Consider the following 25,531-nt stretch of genomic DNA (forward strand, 5'->3'; position numbering starts at 1 on the left):
AACGCTGTTTTCAGGCCGTTCTGTGGCGGCCGGAACCGAGAAGATCGCCGAGCACGCCGCGCGTGCCGACGAGAATGGAAAGCGCGTAGATGACGCCCGCGGACAGGATGATCGCCGGGCCTGAGGGCAGCGACGCGTGATAGGACAGGATGAGGCCGGCAAAGCAGGACACCATGCCGATGCCGATCGAGATGAAGCACATGGGCGCCACGCGGTTGGACCAGAAACGGCTGGCAGCGGCGGGCAACATCATCAGGCCCACCGAAAGCAGCGTTCCGAGCGCCTGAAAGCCGCCGACCAGATTGAGCACGACGATGGCAAGGAAGAGGAAATGCACCGGGCTGCCCCAGTTGCTGACCGAGCGCAGGAACAGGGGATCGAGGCATTCCGCCAGAAGCGCCCGCCAGAAAGTGATCATCACCACCAGCGTCACGATGCAGATGCCGCTGATGAGGCCAAGCGCCTCGTTGTTCAGCGCCAGAACGGTGCCGAACAACACATGCATGAGATCGACGCTGGAGCCGCGCCATGAAACGAGCAGCACGCCAAGCGCCAGTGAAATCAGATAAAAGGCGGCAAGCGAGGCATCTTCCTTCTGGACGGTGAAACGCGATACCGCGCCGGCGCCCAGCGCCACCATAAGGCCGACCACCAGCCCGCCGATCGTCATCGGCAGGATTTCCAGCCCGTAAAACAGAAAGCCGACGGCCGCTCCCGGCAGGATGGCGTGCGACATGGCATCGCCCGTAAGGCTCATGCGGCGCAGCATCAGGAACACCCCGACCGGCCCGCAGCTGATGGCAAGGATCAAGGCGCCGGCAAGCGCCCGCTGCATGAAGACATATTGAACAAAGGGTTCGATGAAGAAATCAGCCATGGGCATTCGAATTTGCGTGGGAGTGGAGGTGGGAATGGGATGACGCCGCCCGCGGCCCGACATCGAGCGCATGGGTCGTTGGCGTATTGGTCACCAGCGCATCGCCCGGCGCACACCACGGTGCATTTTCCTCCCATGCCTCGTGGAAATGCCGCGCTTGGCGCATGTTCTCCGGCTTCAGGACATCGGCTGTCGGGCCGAGGCCCACGAGACGTCGCGCGAGGAACAGGGTCTGGGGAAAATGCTGTCGCACCAGCTGATGGTCGTGGAGGACGGCGAGCACCGTGCGCCCTTCCGCAACCCATGCCTTGATCAGCACCAGAAGATCGGTGACGGTGCGCTCATCGACGGCATTGAAGGGTTCATCCAGCAGGATCAACTGCGCATCCTGCAACATGGCGCGGGCAAACAGGGCACGTTGCATCTGGCCGCCGGAAAGCGAGTCGATATTGCGTTTTTCAAAACCGGAAAGCCCGACCGCTTCCATCACCCGCCCCATCGCCGCTTTGTCTTGGGAACGGTGACGACCAAGCAGGCCGCGTTTCGGCCAGAGACCCAGCGCAACGAGATCGCGCACCTGAGCCGGGAACGACCGGTCGAGTTCCGACTGCTGCGGCAGATAGGCGACGGAAATGCCTGAACTGATCCGGCATTCACCACCGAGTGGTTTCAAGATACCGGCGATACCCTTCATCAGCGTCGATTTTCCCGAGCCATTGGCGCCGACAACCGCCGTGAGCGATCCCTTGGTGATATCGCCATCCAGATGATGCACGGCTGCGCGGCCGGCATATCCAAGCGTCAGATTTGTGAAGGTGAGGCACGGATCGCTCATCGATCCCTCCTGGGCGGGGTTTCATTCGATGGCCCTTGATATGTAATGTTATTACATTCGTCAAACGAATATGTAATGAAATAACATTAACTATCGGAAAAGGTGAACTGTGCTCCACACTCGGCGTCACCCTCGGGCTTGACCCGAGGGTCCATGGCCACACCGGTTGTGGATCCTCGGGTCGAGCCCGAGGATGACGTTGAGTGTGGAGAAGATGGCGCTTTTTACTTATCCGCGCGAGCAGCTGCCCGACCGACCCGGCACGCAATTTTTCTACCACCTGTTGACACAATGCATGCATGTAATGTTATTACGTTACATATCCAAAAACAATGTAGCAGTAAGCCGCATCGTTTTCAGATCGCCTGCGTGGCCGCCATGACGTCCACGCGACCGTTGCTATAAAACGAGGTCCCAATGTCGAAAAAACTCCCCGTCACCGTCCTCTCCGGCTTTTTAGGCGCTGGCAAGACCACCCTTCTCAACCACATCCTCGCCAATCGCGATGGCCTGCGCGTGGCGTTGATCGTCAACGATATGAGCGAAATCAATATCGATGCGGCGCTGGTGCGGGATGGCGGCGCCAATCTCTCGCGCACCGAGGAACAGCTGGTGGAAATGACCAATGGCTGCATCTGTTGCACACTGCGCGACGACCTCTTGACCGAGGTCCGTGCGCTCGCCGAACAGGGTCGCTTCGATTATCTGCTGATTGAATCCACCGGCATCGCCGAGCCGCTTCCCGTGGCCGCCACCTTCGATTTCCGTGACGAGAACGGCCGCAGCCTGTCGGATGTCGCGCAGCTGGATACGATGGTGACGGTGGTGGATGCCGCCAATCTCCTCAATGACTACGGTTCGTCCGATTTTCTTGCCGACCGGGGCGAAACGGCGGGTGATGGCGACAACCGCACCATCGTCGACCTTCTGGTCGAGCAGATCGAATTTGCCGATGTGGTCGTCCTCAACAAGATCGGCACCGCCACGCCGGAGGAGCGGGATGCGGCCCGCAAGATCATCGTCGGTCTGAACCCGGATGCGAAACTCATCGAGGCCGATTTCGGCAGGGTGGAACTGAAGGAGGTGCTCGGCACCGGTCGCTTCGATTTCGCCAGGGCCGAAGAACATCCCCTGTGGTTCAAGGAACTGCACGGCTTTAAGGACCACATTCCCGAAACCGAGGAATATGGCATCCGTTCCTTCGTTTACCGCGCCAAAAAGCCATTCGACCCCGTGCTGTTCCAGCGCTTTATCGATCGCGCCTGGCCGGGGGTGGTGCGCGCCAAGGGCTTCTTCTGGCTGGCGACGCGGCCGCGTTATGTCGGCGAGATCAGCCAGGCGGGCGCATTGGTCCGCACCGGCAAGATGGGCCTCTGGTGGTCCGCCGTGCCCAAGGAGCAATGGCCGCGTGAAAAACAGTTTCTCGACATGATGAAGCCCTATCTCGACCCGGTCTTTGGTGACAGGCGACAGGAAATCGTCTTCATCGGTTCCGATCCCATGAGCGAGGCCCGCATCCGCGCCCAGCTTGATGCCTGCCTGATCGACACCGATGCCTTCACGCCGGATGCGTGGCGACACCTGCCGGACCCCTTCGCCAACTGGGACAGACAGGCCGCTTAACCGGGCCGGGGCGACGCACTGGACATCCGGCGCCCCCTGCCCCTCACCCGACAAAAAAAGAGCCGCATTACGCGGCTCTTATCCGGAGGCCCGCACGGATGCGGGCCTTTTTGTTTGGCCGGGTTCTTATCCCTGCGACGCCTCGACCTGCGGCACCACACCACGGCGCGACGCCATGAGCGATGCGCCAAGAAGCGCTGCAATCGCCACAAAGACGAAGACCATCGTCGCCCCCTGCAGATCGATCAGCAGGCCGCCCAGAACCGCGCCGCTGGAAATGGCGATCTGGAAGGTGGTGAGCAGCAGCGCGCCGGCGCTTTCGGCCTCATCCGAAGCCACGCGGGTGATGAAGCTCTGCACACTGACCGGAAGCGCGCCGAAGGCAAAACCCCAGGAAGCGATGGCGACACCCGCAACGACGGGGGATGCGCCGGCAATCACCAGAATGGAGGCCGAAGCGGCAATCAGCGTGGCGGCGAAGGTCACCGCCCATGCCGTGTTCTTCTCGGCAAGGAAACCGCCGAACAGATTGCCGAAGAAGCCGCCGATGCCATAGACCAGAAGAACGAGGGAAATCGCTTCAACGCCGAGCTGCGGCACGTCTTCGAGGAACGGGCGAACATAGGTGAAGCCGGCGAAGTGACCCGCAACGATGAACAGCGTCGTCAGGAGGCCGATCCGGACCTGCGGCCGCTGCAACAGCCGGAACATGGTGGAGAGACCGGGTGCGCCGGCCGGTGGCAGAGACGGAATGGTGAGCAGCTGCACGGCAAGTGCGATGACACCGAGCACACCTGCAACCACGAAGGCAGAACGCCAGCCGAGCGTCGCGCCAATCCATGCGCCCACCGGTGCGGCACAGACGGTGGCGACCGAAACCCCCGTGAGGATGATGGCCATGGCGCGCGGCATCTTATCGAGCGGCACGAGTCTCAACGCCAGCGCCGCCGACATGGCCCAGAAACCGCCAAGGCCGATGCCGAGCAGAACGCGCGATGCGAACAGCATGAAAAGCCCGTTGGCAAAGGCGGCAAGCGTGCTGGAAATGATCAGCAGCGTGGTCAGCCCGAGAAGTGTCCAGCGGCGGTCGATGCCGCGTGTGCCGATGACGACGCCGGGGCCGGCAATCGCCGCAACCAGCGCAGTGACGGTGATGGATTGCCCGGCAATGCCGGAGCTGATGGCAAGATCTTCCGATAGCGGCGTCAGAAGGCTGACCGGCAGAAATTCCGCCGTCACCAGCCCGAAGACGCCGAGAGAAAGCGAAACCACGGCGGCCCACTTCGCATCCGGCTCTTTTCTGCGCGGCACATATTCGAGTTCGTTTATGGTCCGGTTATTCATGAAAATCTCCTGATGCGCATGGTCAGAATGCGCCCTGAAATGGAAAGGCAATAACGATGAAACCGCTGGGAGGCCGGTTCAGCGCCCGCAAATCGATGATCATAAGCTATGCGTGACATCCCGGCGTTTCCATGCTAGAAAATCCGTATTCCTTAACCAATCGTCCGAATTTGCGAGATGCCATGAATGATGCCCTGACGGAAATGCTGCGAGGTCTGAGGCTTGACGGCGTGGAATATGGCCGCTGCCGCATGGCCACCCCCTGGGCGACTGCCTTTCCCGAACAGGAAGCGGCGCGGTTTCATTTCATCGGTGTCGGCCAGGCGAAACTGCGAAAACCTTCCGGCGAATGGCTGATGCTGAAATGCGGCGATGCCGTGCTTTTGCCGCGCGGGCACGCCCATGTGCTTGCCAGCGGTGAGAATGTGACGCCCTCGCCCTTTGACCGTTTCGGCAAAAAGGAAGTCTGCCAGGGCATTTTCGACATGCAATGCGCCAGCGCCGGCGGCGATACCGTGGCCTTTACCGCTTCCATGCGTTTCAACATGGATAATCTGCACCCGCTGTTGCAGCTGATGCCGGATGTGATGTTGACCAGCGATCTGGCCAAAAGCGACCCGGCCATTCCCCACCTGCTGGAAGCCATGGCGCGCGAAGTGGAGCTGAACCGCGTCGGCGCCGGCGGCATTCTCGCAAGGCTTGCCGATGTGCTGACCGCGACCCTGATCCGCACCTGGGTGGAATATGGCTGCGGCGATTCCAGCGGCTGGCTGGCCGCCGTGCGCAATCCAGAACTCGGGCGGGTGCTGGCCGCCATCCATCTCAGCCCGGAAAAGGACTGGAGCGTGGAGGAGCTTGCCTCGCTGATGGGCGCATCCCGCTCCAGTTTCGCGGAACGTTTCACCCGCATAGTGGGTGAAAGCCCGGCCCGTTATGTGGTACGCGTGCGCATGCATCAGGCGCGGCTATGGCTGCGCGAAGGCATGCGCGTGACGCTGGCGGCGGAAAAGCTCGGTTACGATTCCGAAGCCTCCTTCAGCCGCGCCTTCAAACGGGTGCTCGGCGCGCCACCCAGCCAGTTCCGCCGGAAGGACGCGGCCGGGCTGGAGGATGCGGCTTAAAAGCTTCAGACAAAACGGGTAAGGATACTGTGTGAGAACAGATCCGCCTGAAGCGGAAGGGCGCCGTCCGGGGAGCATCCACCATGAGCATGGCCGACGACGCCCGTTTCTGGAACCGGTCAGCACGGAAATATGCGAAAGGCAGGATTTCAGACGAGGCTGGATATGCGCGCACGCTGGAGCGGACCCGCGCCCTGCTGAAACCCGACGACAGCATACTGGAACTGGGCTGCGGCACCGGGACAACGGCGATCCGGCTGGCAGGCGGCGTCAAAGACTATCTTGCGACGGATATTTCCGCCGCCATGATCGCAATCGCCGAGGAGAGAAAACAAGCCACCGGCTCTCTCCACAACCTCACCTTCAGCGTAACGACTGCGGAAGCGCTTGTGCCCGGCGACATGCAGTTCAACGCGGTGCTGGGTTTCAACTATCTTCATCTGGTCCGCGACCTGCCCGGCACGCTGCGGCACATTCACGCCCTGCTTGCCCCGCACGGCCTGTTCATTACCAAGACCCCTTGTGTCGGCGATATGAACCCGCTTATCCGCCTTGTCCTGCCAGCGATGCGGGCAATCGGCAAGGCGCCCTATGCCGGCGTGTTCAACGCCGCCGAGCTTGGCCGGCATATAAGCGCCAGTGGTTTCGACATTCTGGCAACGGAAATTCACGCAACGAAGGGCCATGACAACCGCCCTTACATCGTGGCGCGCAAGAGGTGAGTCGAGCCGCCCTCTCAGTGGAAATTGCGCGAAATGACCTTTATTCGCTCGACCGCATCGTCATCATGGTCGGCGGGCGGCGGACGTTTCCTGATGACGCGGTGATCATCCGGCGGCATGCCGTGATGAAACTCGTCACCACGCCCATGCGGCAGAGGAAAGGCGTGGTTGCGCTCGCCCACGCTTGCCAACGCCTCGGACAGATCGGTCAGCCGGTGGGCGACCAGATGCACCACCTCACCTTCCCGCTGGATCTTGCCGTAAATGCCGACCATGCCGGCGGACAGCACCACGCGGCGGTATTTTTCGAAGGTTTTGACCCACAGCACCGCATTGGCGATGCCCGTCTCGTCCTCCAGCGTCATGAAGATCACACCCTTTGCCGAGCCGGGGCGCTGGCGCACCAGCACCAGACCGGCCGTTTCCAGCCATGTGCCATCCCGAACGCGCACCGCCTCCGCACAGGTGACGATGCGGCGGCGGGAAAGATCGCGACGCAGGAAGGTCATGGGGTGCTCGCGCAGCGTCAGCCCCACATGGCCGTAATCCTGCACCACCTCGCCACCATCAGTCATGGGGCGGAGCGCAACGGAGGGTTCCTGAAGCTCTTCGATAACGGCATTTTCCCTGATGGCAGCGGCGGCGAAAAGCGGCAGCGGCTCATCCCGCAGGGCCTTGATGGCCCAGAGTGCCTCGCGCCTGAAAAGCGAAAGCGCCGGCAGAAAGGCATCGGCCTCCGCCAGACAGACAAGGGCGGCGGCCGGAACACCCGCCCTTCGCCACAGATCGTCAACGGAGGCAAAAGGCCGGTCCTGCCGGGCGGCGACAATTTTTGCAGCATGATCATTGGAAAGCCCCTTCACCATGCGCAGGCCAAGCCGCACGGCAAACCGCTCCTCACCCTTGCCATTCTTCTTGCCCGTAGGCTCCAGCGTGCAATCGAAACGGCTGTTATTGACGCAGACCGGGCGCACCTCGACGCCATGATCACGCGCATCACGCACGATCTGCGCCGGGGCGTAAAACCCCATCGGCTGCGAATTGAGAAGCGCGGTACAGAAAATATCGGGATGATGGCACTTCAGCCATGAAGAGGCGTAAGCAATCAGCGCGAAGGAAGCCGCATGGCTTTCCGGAAAACCATAACTGCCGAAACCTTCCAGCTGCTTGAAGATGCGTTCGGCAAATTCCTGCTCATAACCGCGCTCCACCATACCATCGATCAGATCCTGCCTGAATTTGGAAATGGTGCCGACATTCTTGAAGGTTGCCATGGCGCGGCGCAACTGATCCGCCTTGCCGGGTGAAAATCCGGCGCATTCGATGGCGACGCGCATAGCCTGTTCCTGAAACAGCGGCACGCCCAGTGTCTTGCCGAGCACGCCTCTCAGCTCCTCTTTGGGATAATGTTCCGCCTCTTTTTTGTCACGACGTCGCAAATATGGATGTACCATATCACCCTGAATGGGGCCGGGACGAACAATGGCGACCTGAATGACGAGGTCGTAGAATTTTGCGGGCTTCAGGCGTGGCAGCATCGACATCTGCGCCCGGCTTTCAATCTGGAAGGTGCCAAGCGTATCGGCCTTCTGGATCATTTTGAAGGTTGCCGCATCATCATCCGGCATGGAAGTGAGATCGTATTTCTCCCCATACCGCTCCTCCAGCATGTTGAAGCCGCGCTTCATGCAGGAAAGCATGCCAAGTGCCAGGCAATCCATCTTCATGAACTTCACGACATCGATATCGTCCTTGTCCCATTCGATGATCTGGCGATCATCCATGGCGGCGGGTTCGATCGGCACCAGCTCGTCCAGCCGGTCATGGGTCAGAACGAAGCCGCCCGGATGCTGGCTGTGATGGCGCGGTGTGCCGACAAGCTGGTTGGCCAGCTCGAAGGCGAGTTGCAGGCGGCGATCCTCCATATTGAGGTTCAGTTCCTTCACCTGCTTTTCACCCACCCCCTCGCTCCAGCGCCAGACCTGCGACGAGAGGAGTTTCGTCAAGTCTTCCGGCAGGCCCAGAACCTTGCCGACATCGCGCAACGCCCCACGCCCGCGATAACGGGTGACGACCGAACACAGTGCGGCCTTGTCGCGACCATAGGTATCATAAACCCACTGGATGACCTCCTCACGCCGCTGATGTTCGAAATCCACATCGATGTCAGGCGGTTCGCGCCGTTCTTCCGAAACGAAACGTTCAAACAGAAGATCGACCTTGAGGGGATCAATGGCGGTGATGCCGAGCACGTAGCAGACAACCGAATTGGCTGCCGAGCCGCGACCCTGGCAGAGAATATCCAATGAGCGCGCATGGCGAACAATGGCGTTCACCGTCAGGAAATAGGGGGCATATTCCAGCCTTCCGATCAGGCCAAGTTCATGATGCAGCGCCCTTTCCACCTTTTCCGGTGCACCATGCGGATAACGATCCGACACGGCATCCCAGACCATCTTCTCCAGCGCCTGCTGCGCCGTCAGCCCCGGCAGGGTGCGCTCCTCTGGATATTGATAGACCAGTTCCTTCAGCGAAAATTTGCAGCGTTTCGCAATTTCAAGGCTGCGGGAAAGCGCTTCAGGGTAACGGGCAAACAGCCGGTGCATCTCTTCCGGCGGTTTCATATAGCGGTCGGCGTGGCGCTCGCGGCGGAAACCGGCCTCATCGATGGTGCAATTGTGCCTTATGCAGGTGACGACATCCTGCAGCATGCGCCGCTCCGGCACATGAAACAGCACATCATTGGTGACAACAGTCGGTACACCTGCGACCTGCGCCATCTCTGACAGTTCGAAAAGCCGCATCTGGTCGTTGGGGCGTCTTCGGAGGCTGAGTGCCATATAGGCCCGGTCGGCAAAGGCGGCTTTGAGCCGCCGCAGGCGAAGCGCGCAGAGATCATCCGCGAGGTCAGCGAGCAACACGACGATCAGGCCTTCGCCATAGGCAACGAGATCATCCCATGCCAGCCGGCATTTGCCCTTGCCACCCCTTTTCTTGCCGACGGAAAGCAGCCGGCAGAGCCGCCCGTAAGCCGGACGATCCATGGGATAGGCAAGCACGGAAAGATCGTCATCCAGATCGAGCCGGCAGCCGATGATGAGGCGGATACCATGATTATTGGCGGCTTCGTAAGCGCGGGGAATGCCCGCAAGGCTGTTGCGGTCGACAATGCCCAGCGCCTCGATGCCGAGGCTTTTGGCCTGTTCGAAAAGCTCTTCACAGGAACTCGCTCCGCGCAGGAAGGAAAAATGCGTGGTCACCTGAAGCTCGGCATAATGCGGCGCGCTCATGCGAAAACCCCGTGGATGAACCAGCCCTGCGAGCCGGTTTCGGCATGTTCGCCATCACCGGAGCGGAAAATCCAGAAGCGTTCACCGCCTTCGTTTTCCACCATGAAATAATCGCGCACGGCGGCTTTTTCCCGGTCGCGTTTCCACCATTCCCCGAACACCCGCTCCGGCCCATCGGCGCGGCGCACATTGTGGCGCACGCCTTTCCAGAGGAAATAACGCGGCGGATGGTCCGGCAGCAGCGCCAGCGTCTCGATGGCTTCCGGCCTTGAAAAAAGCCTGACCGGGCGTGGCCAGTGGCCGGGCCAGCCAAGCGTATCATCAGGCGCAAGCGCCGCAACTGAAGCAAGGGAGCGTTCCGGCACATCGCTTGCCACCGCCGCATAACGATAGACCTTATGACCACGATTGAGGATGACATCGACCGTATCGGCGATGTCCGCACGGCCTTCCTCCAGAAGCGAGGAACGGGCCTGCGCGGCGACAAGCGGCTCGGCATGGGTGGCGGTCAAAACCATCATCTCGATGCCGAAGCCGGGATCGATGGTGTCGATACGATCAGTCAGAAGCCGGACAAGCTGTTTGACATCGCGCACCGGCCTGGACGTGCCGGCCCGTATGGCCTGCAGGCCGCTATCCACCCGGTGCAACACCAGATCGACCCGGCGCGCGCCGAGGCCGCGCCTTTCCAGCGCGGCGCAAAGGCCTATAACCAGCTTTTGGCTATAACGGGCAATCGTCTCCGCCGCAGCAATCGGCTCGGGAAATGCGCGCCGCACCTCCACCAGTTCAGCCACCCGCACCGGTTCGATGGGTTCGCCGATCTCCCCGAGCGCCTGGGAAAGACGGCGGACGAGTTCGGGGCCGAAACGCAGGGTCAGCGGCGCGCGCGGGGCTTCGGCAAGCTCGCCGATGCTGCGAAAACCGAGCACCTTCAGCCCGGAAACGATACGCTCCTCCAGCCGGAGCGCGGAAAGCGGCAAACCGCTGATCGCCGCACGCTGCCCGCCCGGCGGCACGATGCTGATCGCCTCACGGCTAAAACGCGCCAGCGCATGGGCCGCGCCCCAGCTATCGGCAATGGCGGCGCGGGCGGCAAAACCGGCGGCATGCAGGCGGTTGACCATGCCGCTCAGCATCAGCGTCTCATTGCCGTGCAGATGGTCCGCACCCGCCGTGTCCAGCACCAGCCCGTCCGGCGGGTCGGCGGCGACGATCGGGGCATAGATGCGCAGGAAATGAAATGCCAGCTGCTGCAGGGTGCGGGCATCATCAGCCGCATCCAGATCTTCAACGAGAAGACCCGGCACCAGCGCCTGCGCCTTGCTGACCGGCGTGCCCGGCCGGATGCCCGCCGCCTTTGCCGCCTTGTCGAGCGCCAGCACCAGCCGGCGGCTGCCCTGACGACCAATCATGACCAGCGGCTTTTCAACCGGCGGCGCGTCCTTGCCCGAAAGACGCCGGAAGCGATCCGTCGGCCATGTCGGCAGGTAGAGCGAGACGACCCTTTGCATCACAGGCTTCCACTTCAAATTCAGCACTTTCGCCGCCGCGACATCGCAAAAGCTCAAGCAACCAGCGCGGCCTGCCCACCCCCGGCACCGGCAGGGGTGATGAAGGCCGCACGGAAATGCGCCAGCGGGTCACCGCCGCCGTCGGCTCCCCGAACAGCGCCGCATCGGCTTGACGCCGGAAGCGGCGGATGGCGATGCCGGTAACCCCTGAGGTTTCCGCTGCCAGTTGCAGCCGCCGCGAGGCATTCATCGGCAGTTTCGCCAATTCGCCCATCACCGCGCCGAAACCATTGCAGCGCAAACCCTCCTCAAAACAGTCGAGCACGCCTTTCTCATCGCGGCATTCAACGATGATGAGCCGGTTCTGCGACAGGCCGGCCTGTGTCAGGCCCGGCATGAACAGATCCCGCCGGGTGACACACCACAAAACCTTGCCGGAAAGCCGTGCCGCCACACCGGCTGCAAACAACGCTGCCGCCGCACCATCGGCAGCGCCATTGCCGCCGCCGCTCACCTCATGCAGGCAACCGAGCTTCAGCCCGCCTCCCGGCAAGTGATGGTCGATGGCATCCACGCCGAAAGGCAGGCTCTCGTGCAGGCGATGAGGGCCGTTACCGATCCTTTCCAGCCTTTCACGCAGCTCTTCGACAACGAGCAACTGGTCCGCGCGCTTTTGCATGGCATGACGGTTTTCAATTCCGGATTTTTAATCTTACTGTTCTTGTTTTGTTCCTATTTCAGCAAAGAGTCAAGCAACAGGCTGCCGCTCATCAACAGTTTGCATGGGAAGAGAAGATTCAGCCCTTGCAGCGCTTCGTCCCGCCGTTAAAACGGAATTGTCCGCTCGCTGCCGTTCTTCTTACGAGAACCGATGCGCCACGGACATCAGGGTTTTGGAGGAAACCGCCGATGATCGCCAGCATTCTGATTGCCGTGGTTGCGGCCATCCACATTTACATCGTCATTCTGGAAACGCTGCTGTGGGAAAAACCAGCCGGACGCAAGGCCTTCGGCCTTTCAGCGGAGTTTGCCCGGCAGACAAAAGTGCTCGCCGCCAATCAGGGGCTTTATAACGGCTTTCTGGCGGCCGGGCTGATCTATGGGCTGGCGCAGGGCGATACCGGGCTGAGCTTCAAGGTCTTCTTCCTTATCTGCGTTCTGGTGGCCGGTATTTTCGGCGCCGTTACCGCCAATACCATGAAGATCCTGTTCATTCAGGCACTGCCCGCCCTTTTGGCGCTTGGCGCGCTCTGGATTGGAGTATGAACCGATGACCGCATGGAATGACAGCCGCGCCAAAGACGCCCTCAACCGGATTTTCCTGGCGGCAGTCGCAAGTGCCGATCCGGCAAAGGTGCTGCAACACCACCTTCCCTCCCCACCCGAAGGCCGCTGCGTGGTGGTTGGGGCCGGCAAAGCCTCGGCCGCCATGGCCGCAGCGCTCGAAGCGGCATGGCCGCATGTCGATCTTTCCGGCGTGGTGGTGACGCGTTACGGCCACGCTGTTCCGACCAGTCGCATCGAAATCATCGAGGCCTCGCATCCCGTGCCTGACGACAGGAGCGCGGAAGCAGCAAAACGCATTCTCGCCGCCGTTGTTGGCCTGACCGCCGACGACATGGTCATCGCGCTGATTTCCGGCGGTGGTTCGGCGCTGATGGTCGCCCCCGCCGAAGGCATGACGCTTGCGGACAAGATGGCCGTCAATCGTGCCCTTTTGGCCAGCGGTGCGACGATTTCCGAAATGAACGCCGTGCGCAAGCACCTCTCCCGCATCAAGGGCGGGCGGCTGGCGCTGGCCGCCAAACCGGCCAAGGTCGTATCGCTGCTGATTTCCGATGTACCGGGCGACGACCCCTCCGAGATCGCCTCCGGCCCGACGGTTGCCGATCCAAGCGACATTGAAACCGTGCGGGAAATCGTCTCGCGTTATGAGCTCGATCTTCCCGAAACCGTACGCAAGGTATTGGAAAAGGGCGAGGAGACACCGAAGGCCGGCGATATCGATGAGGATGTCAGGATGATCGCCGCCCCCTCGCTTGCCCTGCAGGCGGCGGCGGAAGAGGCGGTGAAGCTCGGCCTTACGCCGCTCATCCTCGGCGATTCCCTTGAAGGCGAATCCAGGGATGTCGGCGCCGTCATGGCCGGCATCGCCCTTTCCGCCAGCCGCAAGGGCCTGCCGGTCAAAGGCCCGGCCGTGCTGCTTTCCGGCGGCGAAACCACTGTCACGCTGAACAGGGGAGTTGGCGGCAAGGGACCGGCCGGCAAGGGCGGCCGCAATACGGAGTTCCTGCTGAGCCTTGCGCTGACGCTGAAGGGTGCAGACGGCATCTGGGCCATTGCGGGCGACAGCGACGGCATAGACGGCGTGGAGGATGCGGCGGGTGCCGTGGTGACACCGGATACGCTTGCCCGCATGCGGGCTGCCGGTTTCGATCCGCGCCAGTCGCTCGTAAACCACGACAGCTATACCGCTTTCAAAGGGGTCGGTGATCTCGTGGTGACGGGGCCGACGCTGACCAATGTGAATGATATCCGGGCGATTTTGATCGGCTGAAATCGGCAGCGTTCGAGGCCATCAGCTACGTCCATCCTCAGGCAAGACCATTTTGACTATATTCTCGGAGAGGTATAATCTGAGGGCATGTCCTTTGGAGCCTCAGCCATGCGTTCTGGAGTGCTCATAGCCGGGCTGATCATGGCCCTCATGCCCACCTTGGCGGATGCTCACAATTGCAAATGCCGAAATCGCGGCACCATGTTCGAACTCGGCCAGACATCCTGCCTGAAGGTTGATGGCGGCTCTTATCTCGCGCGCTGCGAGATGAAGCTCAACGTCTCGTCCTGGACCAAGGTGCAGGACGGCTGCCCTGTAACACAACGGATGCCGCAGCAGTCGACACGCATCAATTGATTGTCGTCTTATGCCCCTGCCCGAAGTGCAAATAGCGGCGCGTTCTGCCCTTCGACCATGATGGTGATGTCTTCAGCGGCCACGGGCTTCGAAAACAGGTAACCCTGCAACTCATCGCAGCCGCACAGATGCAGGATGGCGGCCTGTTCCTCGGTCTCGATGCCTTCCGCCGTCACCGGAATATCGAGCGATTTGGCCAGCGCCACGGTTGCCTGCAGCATTTCCAGCGACCTGCCGCCGTGTTCCAGCGCCATGACCAGCGAGCGGTCGATCTTCATCCGGTCGAACCCGAAGCGGCGCAGATATCCGACGCTTGCAAATCCAGCGCCGAAATCATCAAGCGCAATATGCAGGCCAAGCTGTTTCAGCTTGTCGATTGCAGCACTTGCCCGCTCCGGATGCTGGATGAAATAACCTTCCGTCATTTCCAAGCGCAACCTTTCGGATGGCGTCTGCGTGGCCGCGAGAATATCCGCCACATAACCGGAAAAGGCGGGATTGCGGAATTGCACCGGGGAAATGTTGACCGATAACTTGATGGACGGCCATTGCTGCGCCGTCTCGCAGGCCTTGTGCAGGACGAGAAGGCCGAGCCGGTCGATAAGGCCGCTGGTTTCGGCAGCGGCAATGAAGATATCCGGCGGCACGAAACCATATCCCGGCCGCTGCCAGCGGGCCAGCGCCTCCACCCCGGTGATGCAGCGCGTGGCAGCACTGACGACCGGCTGGTAGACCACCTGTATCTCGTCGTTGAGGATGGCGGAGCGAAGATCGGCTTCGAGCTGCAGCTTTTCCTCGCGCAGCGCATCCATCTTCAGCTCATAGGAAACGTAACGCCCGCGCCCGTTCTCCTTGGCCTGATACATGGCCATATCGGCACGGCGCAGCAATTCCTCGCCATTGATATCACCGGCACGGGAGACCGAAGTGCCGATGCTGCAGCCGATGCTCGCCACCCTTTCACCGATGCTGAAAGGTTCGGTGAAAAGTTCGAGCAGCGCCAGACACAGCTTACGGCCTTCCGACCAGACATCGTTGCCCTGAATGGCGATGGCGAATTCATCGCCGCCGAGCCGCGCCAGCACCGCGCCTTCCGGCATCAGCACCCGAAGCGCCGCCGCCACGCCCTTGATCAGCCGGTCACCGGCAGCATGGCCGTAGGAATCATTGATTTCCTTGAAACCGTCGAGATCGAGGTACAGCAGCTTGATATCGGTCTTGTCGTGACGGGCCTTGCCAACCATGCGGTTCAATTTGGCAAACAGGCCGGCGCGGTTGCTGAGCCCGCTCAGGCGGTCGCGCAGCGCCTCTTCCCTTGCCGCCGCCTCATCCGCCTTCAGCCGGTCAAGCGTGGCCGAACCGATGATGAGCAGCACCAGAAAGAACGTGCCGGCAATACCGAGTGCCGTGAAGACGATCGGCCTTGCCTCGCTGAAGCTGACATCGCCCGGCAGGTGCGAACGCCAGGCGAGCCGGGCCAGCACATTGCCCAGCGGATTGACGATATCCACATGGTTCTCCACCGGTCCATCGCCATATTGCAGTTCCAGGCCGTCGATGACGTAGTTGCGGGCAAGCTTGTCCACGGTCGCCTGCCGGAGATGGCGGGCGAAAATCAGATAGCGCCGCTCAGCGCCAACCGGTGGCAGAACGCCCGATTTGAGCCGCACCAGCGCCACACCGGCGGCGGCGATACCGTCTTCGGTCTTCACGAAACCCGTGACCTGCGAAGCAATGCCGGGACGCATGGCCTGCACGCGCTCAACCATCTCTCTCAGGCCACTACCAAAATAGATGTCATGCGCCCATTTGACCGGCTTGCCGTTCTGATAGGCCATGCGAATCCTGCCATCCTCATCGAGAATAACGGCGGTGTCGAAAAGCTCGTTGTTGACCGTCATGTCGCCGTAATTGCTGGCTACCCAGTCGAACCTGTCAGGCGCATAGACATATTCGGCGGCGTCGTCCCAGGCGGCGTAGTCATTCAGCGTAGCGCCAAGCTGCTCGCGGAAGGTGACCAGAGCGCCCGCCGTGGTCTCGCGTGAGCGGGCATTGTCAAGCAGGTTCGCCTTTTCCCGGACCTGGCTGAGGGCGGACAGCACCAGCGCGGTGACGATGAGAAGCACCAGCGCAAAGGTGGACAATACGATGCCGACGGCGGTTCTGCGCCCGACCGGCAAATATTCCCCAATGTTTCGCGGCGCAATCCGCATAAATTCCCCTTCGAAAGCATCATCTTGCGAAGGAAACATTCAAAAGCCGTTAAACGGCATTGTGACGCCGCCCCAAAAAGATACGGGTATAAAACGACAGTCTGGCCACGAAGCTGAAAAATCCTTCCCTAAAATGGCGGGGGTTTTTCATGAAAAACGGATTTCCCGCCCAAAGGAAAAGAAAAAACCTCCCCCGCGAACGGGAGAGGCCAGAACTTTTGCACTTGCGAACCGGATTACCAGGAGGGGATGACCGTGCCGTTGTACTTTTCCAGAATGAAGGCCTTCACTTCCGGGCTGTGGTAGGATTCCACCAGCGTCTTCACCCAGGGCTTGTCCTTGTCCTGCGCACGGACGGCGATGATGTTGGCGTAAGGGGACTTTTCGCTTTCGACGGCGATGGCGTCCTTCTTCGGGTTCAGGCCGGCAGCCGTCGCATAGTTGGTGTTGATGACCGAAGCGTCGGTGTCGTCAAGCGAACGCGGCAGCTGGGCGGCGTCAAGCTCGACGATCTGGATGTTCTTCGGGTTTTCGGTGATGTCGGCAGGCGTTACCTTCAGGCCGGCTTCTTCCTTGACCTTGAGAACGCCCTTGGAGGCGAGAACCAGAAGCGCACGGCCGCCATTGGTCGGGTCGTTCGGAATGCCGATGGTCGCGCCGTCCTTCAGCTCGTCAAGGTTCTTCACCTTCTTCGAATAAACGCCCATCGGGGTGGTGATGGTGGTGCCGACGCTGACGAGATCGAACTTGCGGTCAGCGATCTGGTTGTCGAGGTAAGGCTGGTGCTGGAAGGAATTGGCCTGCAACTCGCCATCGTTCAGCGCCTGGTTCGGCACGACATAGTCGGAGAATTCGATGATATCGATATCGAGGCCCTTGGCGGCTGCGATCTTCTTCACCTGTTCCATGATCTGCGCGTGCTCGGCGGGGGTGACGCCGATCTTGATGGTCTCGGCCAGCGCCTGACCGGCGGTGAAGAGAGCGGCGAGCGAAGCCGCGAGGATGAGTTTTTTCATGGGTGTCTCCTTGGGTTGTTATTATAAACGCAGTTAATTCTTGCGGGTCCGCTTGTCGAAGCTGCGCGCCAGCCGGTCGCCGGCGCTCTGCACCAGCTGCACCAGCACGATGAGCACCAGAACCACCGCCAGCATCACGTCGGGCATGAAGCGCTGGTAGCCATAGCGGATGCCGAGATCGCCCAGCCCGCCGCCGCCGACCGCGCCGACCATGGCCGAATAACCGATGAGGCTGACCAGGGTGAGCGTGAGCGCCAGCGTGATGCCGGGCTTGGCTTCGGCGAGCAGAACCTTGGTGACGATCTGCAGCGGGGTAGCGCCCATGGCGCGGGCAGCCTCGATGAGACCCTTGTCCACCTCGCGGATTGCCGCTTCCACCAGCCTTGCGATGAAGGGCACGGTCGCGACCGTCAGCGGCACGATGGCCGCATTGGTGCCGATCGACGTGCCGGCGACGAGACGGGTGAAGGGAATGATCGCCACCACCAGAATGATGAAGGGGGTGGAGCGCGCCGCATTCACGATGAGGCCGAGAATACGGTTGGTCATCGGGGCGGGAAACAGTTCGCCCTTGCCGCTGGTGGCGAGGAAAACGCCCATGGGCACGCCGATGATGGAGCCGACGATGCCGGCGACCGCGACCATGTGCATGGTCTGTAGCAGGCCCTTCAGCAGAAGGTTGAAGATCATATCAGGCGACATAACCGAGCACCTCCGTGTGAAGACCGGTTTCCGCATAAAAGCGGCCGGCGCGGGCCGTGACGTCAGCCGAAGCCGGATAGGAGACAACGAGCGAGCCAAAGGGTTCGCCGGAAATTTCCTCGATGGTGCCGGCGAGAATGTTCACGTCGGGGCCGATTTCAGCGACCAGACGGGCCGTCAGCGGCTGGAACGCCGTTTCGCCGAAGAAGACGAGACGCACCAGAACGCGATCGCCTTCCGCCGCCTGCGGCTTCAGACCCGAAGTGACCCAGTGCGGCAGCTTCACGCCGACCGAGGACGACAGCAGGCTGCGGGTCGTCTCGTGTTTCGGCGCGGTGAAGATATCGAAGGTCGTGCCTTCCTCGACGATCAGGCCCCTGTCGATGACAGCCACCTGCGAGGCGATGGTCTTTACCACTTCCATTTCGTGGGTGATGAGCAGCACGGTCAGGCCAAGTTCGGCATTGATGCGCTTGAGGAGTTCGAGAATGGATTGCGTCGTTTCCGGGTCAAGCGCCGAGGTCGCCTCGTCGGAGAGGAGCAGCTTCGGCTGGGTGGCGAGCGCGCGGGCAATGCCGACACGCTGCTTCTGGCCACCGGAAAGTTCGGCCGGATAACGCCTCGCCTTGTCGGAGAGCCCGACGAGATCAAGCAGCGGTCCAACGCGGGTCTCGATTTCCCTTTTGCCCATGCCTGATATTTCGAGCGGCAGCGCCACATTGTCGAAAGCGGTGCGCGACGACAAAAGGTTGAAGTGCTGGAAGATCATGCCGACCGAGCGGCGCAGCGTGCGCAGGCTCTTTTCATCCAGCGCCGCGACATCGACGCCATCGACGACCACACGGCCGGACGAGGGTTTTTCAAGGCCGTTGGCGAGGCGGATGAGCGTCGACTTGCCGGCACCGGAGCGGCCGATGATACCGGTGATGGAGCCTTTCGGCACGACATAATCGATACCGGCCAGAGCGGCAAAGCCGGGCTTGCCGCTCGTACCGCCGAATGTCTTGGTCACGCCTTCAAACGTGACCATCGGGTCGTTGACCGCCCGCTCCGGGGCCGCCTGTGGCCGGGTCGCGGGCGGTGCCGCGGATGATGGAAAACTCATTGTAAACTCTGGGAAAACGCGTGACGGATCGGGTCTCAAAAAATCCTGTTGCGGTACGAAACCGCTCTCTTCATGCAGCCTAGGGGCACATTCGATAACAGCTGATTTTCCGGGTCATTTCGTCAGGCTTTCACTCAGAAATGCCGGGGATCGGCAATTCGATGGCGCATACTTGCCCGCACGCGCCACCTTTTAACAGGGATGTTTTTTCAATTATCTGAAAAGAGAGAAAAAATCTACCGCAAAGCCGCCTTGGCGACCCTGCGGCAGTCAAGATTTCGCGACGATATGAAAATCACACGCGGCTGGTGAATTCCGCAAGCGGGCGGCGCACCTTTTTCAGGTTCACCAGCCAGTCGCCATCGGGCTGGCGATAACCCAGCGGCAGGATGGTAACGGAGCGTAGACCCTTTTCTCGCAGGCCCAGAATTTCATCGAGCTTCGCCGGATCAAAACCTTCCATCGGGGTGGAATCCACACCCTCGAAAGCGGCCTGCGCCACCGCCATGCCGAAACCGATATAGGCCTGACGGGCGGCATGTTCGAAATTCACCTGCTGGTCGCGCTGCGGATAGGAGGTAAGAAGCATCTGGCGATAGGCTTCCCAGCCTTCATTCTTGATGCCGCGTTCTTCATTGACCAGATCAAACATGTGGTTGATCCGCTCTTCGGTGTAGTTGTCCCACGCCGCAAATACCAGCAGATGCGAGCCTTCGGTCACCTGCGCCTGGTTCCAGGCGATTTCACGGATCTTTGCGCGCACGTCAGGATCGGTGACGACGATCACCTCGAAGGGCTGAAGACCGCTGGAGGTGGGCGCCAGCCGCGCCGCCTCGACAATGCGCGCGACCTTGTCTTCGGACACCGTCTTGGAAGGGTCCATTTTCTTGGTGGCATAACGCCAGTTGAGTTTTTCGATAAGCATGTTCGTTTTCCCTTGGGAGGACCAGCCCGCCCTGCCCCTTGGGCGACAGAACGGGCGCTACGCTTCGTAGCCTGTCTGACATAGGCGACGGGCTGGCGGGCACAAGCAGGCACCGCGGGGTAACCGATAAAAAAGTTTGGAAAACTGATAATAAGGAGAGAGAACTTTTTACGGGGAGGCTTCGCGTCCTCGCCTGTCAGGGGTGCGACAGGTGAATTTCACGCGCCTGCCAGCCTCCCCACCCTCATTCCTGTGCTTGTCACAGGAATCCAGCCGGCGCGTGTCTGCGCGACGGAGAGACTCCTTTCAGCCCAAGGACTTGGGCTGGCTGGATCCCTGTGACGAGCACAGGGATGAGGGCGAAAGCCTCACCCCTTCGCCACACCATGGTTGCCCTTCGGGAAACCCGAAGCCAGCGCGCTGTACCATTTGCCGCTGTTCTTCAAAGTACGCACCTGCGTGTCATAATCCACATGCACGAGGCCGAAGCGCATGCGATAACCTTCGGCCCATTCGAAATTATCCATCAGGCTCCAGGCGAAATAACCGCGCATCGGGTAACCGTCACGAATGAGATCGGCGACGATGCCGAGGTGTTCGGCGTAATAATCAAGCCGCGGCTGATCATTCACCTCGCCGTTTTCTATGCCCATATTATAGCAGGCGCCGTTTTCGGTGATGTAGCACTCCGGCAGGTCGTAACGCTTGTAGAGGGTCTCGACCAGCGACTGCAGCGCCGGCGCGTAAACCTCCCAGCCGATATCGGTCTCCACATCACTGACGGCGGGAGCCGGTGTGGTGGCGGGGAATTCCGCACCCGGCATCGCATCGTGCGCAACCCGCATTGGCGTGTAATAATTCAGGCCCCACCAGTCCAGCTTTTGGCTGATGATGGCGAGGTCTTCCGCCTCCACGACAGGCATGCGATCGCCCAGCGCTTCCATCATCTCAGCCGGATATTCACCCTTGAAAACCGGATCGAAAAACGCGCCGTTGTGGAACTGGAATGCCCGTTCGGCCGCTCTTAGATCAGCTTCGCTGTCGGAAGCGGGAATGACGGAATGGGCGTTCAGCACCAGCCCCACCGGCACCCTGGGCGCGACATGGCGGGAGGCCTCCACGCCGAAACCATGGGCGAGATTGATGTGGTGCATGGCGGCAAGGGCCGCCTCCATGTTGCGTTCGCCCGGCGCATGAATGCCGTAGAGATGGCTGAGCCACACCGCGCACCAGGGTTCGTTGAAGGTCGCCACCGCATCCAGCCGGTCGCCGAGGCGGGCCATGACGGTCTTGGCATATCGCTGGAAGGCATGGGCGGTGGAACGCGACGCCCAGCCGCCGTCGCCCATCAGCGTCAGCGGCAAATCCCAATGGTAAAGAGTCGCATAAGTCTTGATGCCGCGCGCCTTGCAGCCATCGACGAGCCGGTCGTAAAAATCGAGCCCCTTCTCATTGATCGGCCCGAAACCGTCAGGAATGATGCGCGGCCAGGCAATGGAGAAACGATAGGCCTCGACACCCATCTCCTTGATGAGATCGAGGTCTTCTTCCCATCGATTATAATGGTCGCAGGCGATATCGCCATTGTGCCGCCCGAAGACATGGCCCGGCATGTTGCAGAAGGCATCCCAGATGGAGGGCTTGCGGCCATCCGCTTTGGTGGAGCCTTCGATCTGGAAGGATGCGGTTGCCACACCGAACAGGAAATCGCCGGGAAAACGGGCTGCAAGCGCTTTGGGATCGGTCATCGGAGAGGCCTTCTCATATCCATCGAGCGTGAAAAGATGAACAGCGGTTTAGACCAAGTCGGTCAGGAGGTACAGCCGGAGCCGCGGAAATCTACAACGTTTCAGAATGGGAGGTTAACAAGTCCAAAGCGCTTTACGCACGGAAATTCACCGCGGCGGCAAGGCAGCGGGGCGAGACATCGGTCCGGCAAATGCGGATAGGATGAAAGTGTGGTGAAAGTCGTGCATTTGCCGGACCGCGTCTTGCTGGCCGTGATGATGGCCCTTTTCGGTCAGGGTATTTTCACGGCACCTATCGGATCGGTCCCTCCCCGCTTCTGGCATTGCGGGGCGCCTTTCCGAAACATGGTCTGCCAGAACCACGCTTGTCGATGCCGGCCACCGGTTCGCGAAGGACGCCGCGCGTATCGCCCTGCCGTTCCGGTTGCGGGAACAATGATGCGGCCGAAAGAGGCGATGGGGAAAAGCGGGGAGCAATTTTGCGGCAAGTGATTGGGCGAAAAGAGCCGGCGGCGGAAAATCATCCGCCGCCGGCCTGTGTTATTCGAGCAATGCGTGGCGGTCACGCCGCTTGCGGCGCAAGACTGGCCGAGCCAGGCTTTCTGAGCAGCAGCACCGAGACGGCGGCAATCATGCACATCAGGCCGGCAATCTGCAGCGCGGGCATATAGGTGTCGAAGTCGCTCTTGAAGAAACCCGCGCCGAAGGCGGCAGTGGCGGCGCCCAGCTGATGGCCGGCAAAGACCCAGCCGAATACCAGCCCCGCCTTTTCGCGGCCGAAATTCTCTGCGGCGAGCTTCACGGTTGGCGGCACGGTCGCCACCCAGTCCAGCCCGTAAAATACGGCAAAGACCGAAAGCTCCACGAAGCTGAATCCGGAAAAGGAGAGATAAAGCAGGGACAGGCCACGCAGACCGTAAAACCAGAACAGCAGGAAACGGTTATCGAAACGGTCGGAAAGCCAGCCGGCAAAGATGGTGCCGAAGAAATCGAAAATGCCGATCACCGCCAGCGTGCCCGCCGCCGTGACGGCGGCCATGCCGAAATCACCGCAGATCGAAATCCAGTGGGTCTGGATAAGGCCGTTGGTGGAAAGCCCGCAGACGAAGAAAGTACCGAACAGCACCCAGAAAACCGGGTTTCCGGAAACGCTTTTCAACGTCAGAATCGGCGATACCAGCGTTGCGAGGAATTTGTGATCCTGCTTTGGCGGGTGCACCACAACCGTCTCGCCATAGGCCGGCAGGCCGAGATCGGCGGGATGATCGCGCATCAGCAGCAGCACGAGCACCATCGCGACCGCAATCACCGCAACCGTCATCGTCAGGGCCATCCGCCAGCCATAAGCTTCGGTCAACGCGGCGAGCAGAGGCAGGAAAACCAGCTGGCCGGTGGCGTTGCTCGCCGTCATCAGGCCGATCACCAGTCCCCGCCGCTTGGAAAACCAGCGTGTCGCAACCGTCGCCCCGAGCACCAGCGCCGTCATGCCGGTGCCGACCCCGATCACCACACCCCACAGCAGCAGCAATTGCCAGACCTCAGTCATGAAGAACGAAAAGACGATGCCGCCCATGATCAGGGCAAGCGCCGTCGACACCACCTGCCGGATGCCGAAATGGTTCATGAAGGCGGCGGCAAAAGGCCCGAGCAGGCCGAAAAGCACCAGCCTGACGGCCATGGCGGAGGAGATATCGGCGATATCCCAGCCGAATTCCTGATGCAGCGGCTGGATCATCACCCCCGCAGAGCCCATGGCGCCGGCGGTGGCCAGCATGGTCAGAAAGGTGGTGGCGGCGACAAGCCAGCCATAATGCAGGTTTCTGCCGGCCATCCAGCTGGCAAGGCGTGTGGAGAGCATGTTCAAGGTCCCTTTCCAGCGGCCTTCGGCCGAATCTTGCGGGTACATACCCGATTTTACGGGCAGATACCCGCTTCATGATCAAAAAATTACAGGGCGGCGAGCAATTCCTGCAATTGCGCGGTCTTTTCGGGCCCCAGCCGGGCCTCGATCTCGTCCTGAACGCCGTCCCAGAGCGGCGCGCCCGTCTTCAGGATCGCCTGCCCCTCGTCCGTCACGGTCAGCACCGCTTCCCGCTGGTCCTCGCCGTGGCCGATCGCCACCAGCCCCATGCGCGCCAACACCTTGGCGTTGCGACCGACGGTGGAACGATCCAGCTCCACCCGGAAAGCAAGATCAGTGAGCGACACCGGCGCGGTGCGATTGATGTTTCGCAACAGGCTGAACTGGCCGATATTGACGCCAAGCGGCGCCAGCGCCTCGTCATAATAGGACGAGACCTTGCGGGATGCTTTGCGCAACAGAATGCAGTGGCAGCTATTGTTTGGCATTTGTCTGGGTATATACCCGCAAATCCCCAAGGGCAAGAGGCGTTCGGGAAAATTATCGGCGGGGAAAGGGGTCGTGCCTCATGAACCATGTGATGGAAACAACAAGCACCAGCTTCTTGACGGAGCGACCGCTGGCAAAGCCGTGGCAGCTCTCCTGCGACATACCGAACTTGTCCCATTGCTGTCCGGTTCAAATTTCTGGACAAGCCACCAGACTCTCATTCGAATAGGCTTTCAGGATTTTCGCCTTAACCGGACACGAAAGCAGAGCGGCGTCGTCCGATGAGAAGGAAAGTCATGCCAATTGCGCCGACGTCATCCTCGGGCCTGTCCCGAGGATCTGCCAACGTATTGATTTTATTCGGCGTGGTTAGATCCTCGGCACAAGGCCGAGGATGACGTCAGAGTTGGCTGCTAGCCTGGTCAGCAGACTAGAAGCCGGCCTTTCAGCCGAGGGAAATGGCTTCAATTCGCCTCAGGCCGAAAGCCGGCGGCCATTTGCCACCAAAAGACCGGCAGCGCCTTCCAGCCATCCGGCTTTCAGCTCCAGCGCCAGGAAACGGCTGCGCTCGAACGGGCCGGGCATGATCAGGTGCTGCGCCTTGTTGGCAAAAAAGCCGAAGCGCTCGTAATAGGGCGCATCGCCGACCAGAAGGATGGCACCATGGCCGCGTCTGGTGGCTTCGGCGATCGCCGCGCGCATCAGCGCCGAGCCGATGCCCTTGCCCTCATGGGCGGCATCGACGGCCAGCGGGCCGAGCAGCAGCGCATCGACGGCGCGGCCTTCGCGCGAAATGCCGGCTTCGACATTCCACAGGCGTACCGTGGCGATGACATGGCCGTCCTCATCACGGGCGACCAGCGCCAGGCCTTCGGCCGGAACGCGGCCGGCGCGCAGCTTCTCGGAAGACTTGCGGCGGCGACCGGCGCCCATGGCGCGGTCCAGCAGGTTCTCACGGGCAACGACATCGCCCGGATTTTCCTGATCGACATGAAATGTCTGCGGTGTAAAAAATGCGCGTACCGAATTCAAAAGAGCGGCCATCCTTGGCCTCCCGTCACACAACCGCCCACACGCGGCCCTTGATGAAAAATGGTGGAGCCGTTCCGGCCCGCCGACACGCTTTCCTCGGCTGGAAGAGGATCAGCAAGCAGGGATTTGCGCAACAGCACAATCGGCAGGGCCGGAACGGAAGCTTGGTCGAGACACCGCCCTTTTCAGCGGACGGCGTT

At 61.0% G+C, this 25,531-nt stretch carries 21 protein-coding genes; 6 read left to right on the plus strand and 15 right to left on the minus strand.

Features of this window, described 5'->3' with window-relative positions; genetic code table 11:
• Nucleotides 1–10 precede the first annotated feature (10 nt).
• Nucleotides 11–877, minus strand: a complete 867-nt coding sequence (aztB, locus tag ACQZ5F_RS13740) for a zinc ABC transporter permease AztB (protein ID WP_046801100.1) — start codon at nt 875–877, stop codon at nt 11–13.
• The gene (gene aztA / locus ACQZ5F_RS13745; protein WP_046800884.1) at nt 870–1,712 is read right to left on the minus strand and encodes a zinc ABC transporter ATP-binding protein AztA; all 843 of its coding nucleotides are present in this window, start codon (nt 1,710–1,712) and stop codon (nt 870–872) included. Before aztA ends, aztB begins: the two co-directional genes overlap by 8 nt.
• Nucleotides 1,713–2,129: 417 nt before the next feature.
• Between aztA and zigA the strand changes: the two genes are divergently transcribed.
• Nucleotides 2,130–3,335: a zinc metallochaperone GTPase ZigA gene (gene zigA / locus ACQZ5F_RS13750; protein ID WP_225338493.1), complete on the plus strand. Its 1,206-nt coding sequence runs from the start codon at nt 2,130–2,132 to the stop codon at nt 3,333–3,335.
• Between the two features lie 126 nt (nt 3,336–3,461).
• Here zigA and ACQZ5F_RS13755 read toward each other — a convergent pair whose 3' ends face one another.
• On the minus strand, nt 3,462–4,679 hold the full coding sequence (locus ACQZ5F_RS13755; RefSeq protein ID WP_225338494.1) for an MFS transporter: 1,218 nt from the start codon (nt 4,677–4,679) through the stop codon (nt 3,462–3,464).
• A gap of 182 nt (nt 4,680–4,861) precedes the next feature.
• Between ACQZ5F_RS13755 and ACQZ5F_RS13760 the strand changes: the two genes are divergently transcribed.
• Together ACQZ5F_RS13760 and ACQZ5F_RS13765 are read left to right on the plus strand one after the other, a co-directional pair.
• A complete protein-coding gene (locus ACQZ5F_RS13760; RefSeq protein ID WP_046800881.1) occupies nt 4,862–5,800 on the plus strand; it encodes an AraC family transcriptional regulator in 939 nt (312 codons plus the stop codon).
• Nucleotides 5,801–5,883: 83 nt separating this feature from the next.
• A complete protein-coding gene (locus tag ACQZ5F_RS13765; RefSeq protein ID WP_225338495.1) occupies nt 5,884–6,522 on the plus strand; it encodes a class I SAM-dependent methyltransferase in 639 nt (212 codons plus the stop codon).
• Between the two features lie 14 nt (nt 6,523–6,536).
• Here ACQZ5F_RS13765 and ACQZ5F_RS13770 read toward each other — a convergent pair whose 3' ends face one another.
• The 3 genes from ACQZ5F_RS13770 to ACQZ5F_RS13780 are packed head-to-tail and all read right to left on the minus strand — an operon-like array spanning nt 6,537 to nt 12,005.
• A complete protein-coding gene (locus ACQZ5F_RS13770) occupies nt 6,537–9,812 on the minus strand; it encodes an error-prone DNA polymerase (protein WP_225338496.1) in 3,276 nt (1,091 codons plus the stop codon).
• Nucleotides 9,809–11,326, minus strand: coding sequence for a Y-family DNA polymerase (locus tag ACQZ5F_RS13775; protein ID WP_225338497.1), 1,518 nt, complete (start codon nt 11,324–11,326; stop codon nt 9,809–9,811). Before ACQZ5F_RS13775 ends, ACQZ5F_RS13770 begins: the two co-directional genes overlap by 4 nt.
• On the minus strand, nt 11,241–12,005 hold the full coding sequence (locus ACQZ5F_RS13780; protein ID WP_137086285.1) for an ImuA family protein: 765 nt from the start codon (nt 12,003–12,005) through the stop codon (nt 11,241–11,243). Before ACQZ5F_RS13780 ends, ACQZ5F_RS13775 begins: the two co-directional genes overlap by 86 nt.
• 230 nt (nt 12,006–12,235) lie before the next feature.
• Between ACQZ5F_RS13780 and ACQZ5F_RS13785 the strand changes: the two genes are divergently transcribed.
• From ACQZ5F_RS13785 to ACQZ5F_RS13795, 3 genes are all read left to right on the plus strand, one after another.
• A complete protein-coding gene (locus ACQZ5F_RS13785; protein ID WP_225338498.1) occupies nt 12,236–12,592 on the plus strand; it encodes a DUF1304 domain-containing protein in 357 nt (118 codons plus the stop codon).
• A 4-nt stretch (nt 12,593–12,596) separates the two neighbouring features.
• A complete protein-coding gene (locus ACQZ5F_RS13790) occupies nt 12,597–13,883 on the plus strand; it encodes a glycerate kinase type-2 family protein (RefSeq protein WP_225338499.1) in 1,287 nt (428 codons plus the stop codon).
• 108 nt (nt 13,884–13,991) lie between these two features.
• Nucleotides 13,992–14,240 carry a hypothetical protein gene (locus ACQZ5F_RS13795; protein ID WP_046801099.1) on the plus strand — a complete coding sequence of 83 codons (249 nt, stop codon included), beginning with the start codon at nt 13,992–13,994 and terminating at the stop codon, nt 14,238–14,240.
• An 8-nt stretch (nt 14,241–14,248) separates the two neighbouring features.
• Here the strand turns inward: ACQZ5F_RS13795 and ACQZ5F_RS13800 are convergent, their stop codons facing one another.
• The 9 genes from ACQZ5F_RS13800 to ACQZ5F_RS13840 form a co-directional block, all read right to left on the minus strand.
• A complete protein-coding gene (locus ACQZ5F_RS13800; protein WP_225338500.1) occupies nt 14,249–16,492 on the minus strand; it encodes a putative bifunctional diguanylate cyclase/phosphodiesterase in 2,244 nt (747 codons plus the stop codon).
• 197 nt (nt 16,493–16,689) lie between these two features.
• Nucleotides 16,690–17,469, minus strand: a complete 780-nt coding sequence (locus ACQZ5F_RS13805) for a MetQ/NlpA family ABC transporter substrate-binding protein (protein ID WP_046800873.1) — start codon at nt 17,467–17,469, stop codon at nt 16,690–16,692.
• A 33-nt stretch (nt 17,470–17,502) separates the two neighbouring features.
• On the minus strand, nt 17,503–18,171 hold the full coding sequence (locus tag ACQZ5F_RS13810) for a methionine ABC transporter permease (protein WP_046800872.1): 669 nt from the start codon (nt 18,169–18,171) through the stop codon (nt 17,503–17,505).
• Nucleotides 18,161–19,201, minus strand: a complete 1,041-nt coding sequence (locus ACQZ5F_RS13815) for a methionine ABC transporter ATP-binding protein (RefSeq protein ID WP_052820841.1) — start codon at nt 19,199–19,201, stop codon at nt 18,161–18,163. Before ACQZ5F_RS13815 ends, ACQZ5F_RS13810 begins: the two co-directional genes overlap by 11 nt.
• A gap of 370 nt (nt 19,202–19,571) precedes the next feature.
• Nucleotides 19,572–20,201 (minus strand): NAD(P)H-dependent oxidoreductase, encoded by a 630-nt coding sequence (locus ACQZ5F_RS13820; protein ID WP_137086289.1) that lies wholly within the window; start codon nt 20,199–20,201, stop codon nt 19,572–19,574.
• 368 nt (nt 20,202–20,569) lie between these two features.
• Nucleotides 20,570–21,949 carry a GH1 family beta-glucosidase gene (locus tag ACQZ5F_RS13825; RefSeq protein WP_448730641.1) on the minus strand — a complete coding sequence of 460 codons (1,380 nt, stop codon included), beginning with the start codon at nt 21,947–21,949 and terminating at the stop codon, nt 20,570–20,572.
• Nucleotides 21,950–22,511: 562 nt separating this feature from the next.
• Nucleotides 22,512–23,807, minus strand: coding sequence for an MFS transporter (locus tag ACQZ5F_RS13830; protein WP_225338913.1), 1,296 nt, complete (start codon nt 23,805–23,807; stop codon nt 22,512–22,514).
• 89 nt (nt 23,808–23,896) lie between these two features.
• Nucleotides 23,897–24,298: a MarR family winged helix-turn-helix transcriptional regulator gene (locus tag ACQZ5F_RS13835; RefSeq protein ID WP_046800867.1), complete on the minus strand. Its 402-nt coding sequence runs from the start codon at nt 24,296–24,298 to the stop codon at nt 23,897–23,899.
• Between the two features lie 475 nt (nt 24,299–24,773).
• Complete coding sequence (locus tag ACQZ5F_RS13840) at nt 24,774–25,343, minus strand: GNAT family N-acetyltransferase (protein ID WP_046800866.1); 570 nt, start codon at nt 25,341–25,343, stop codon at nt 24,774–24,776.
• Nucleotides 25,344–25,531: the final 188 nt, after the last annotated feature.

This window comes from Agrobacterium sp. 22-210-1 (genome assembly GCF_053522525.1).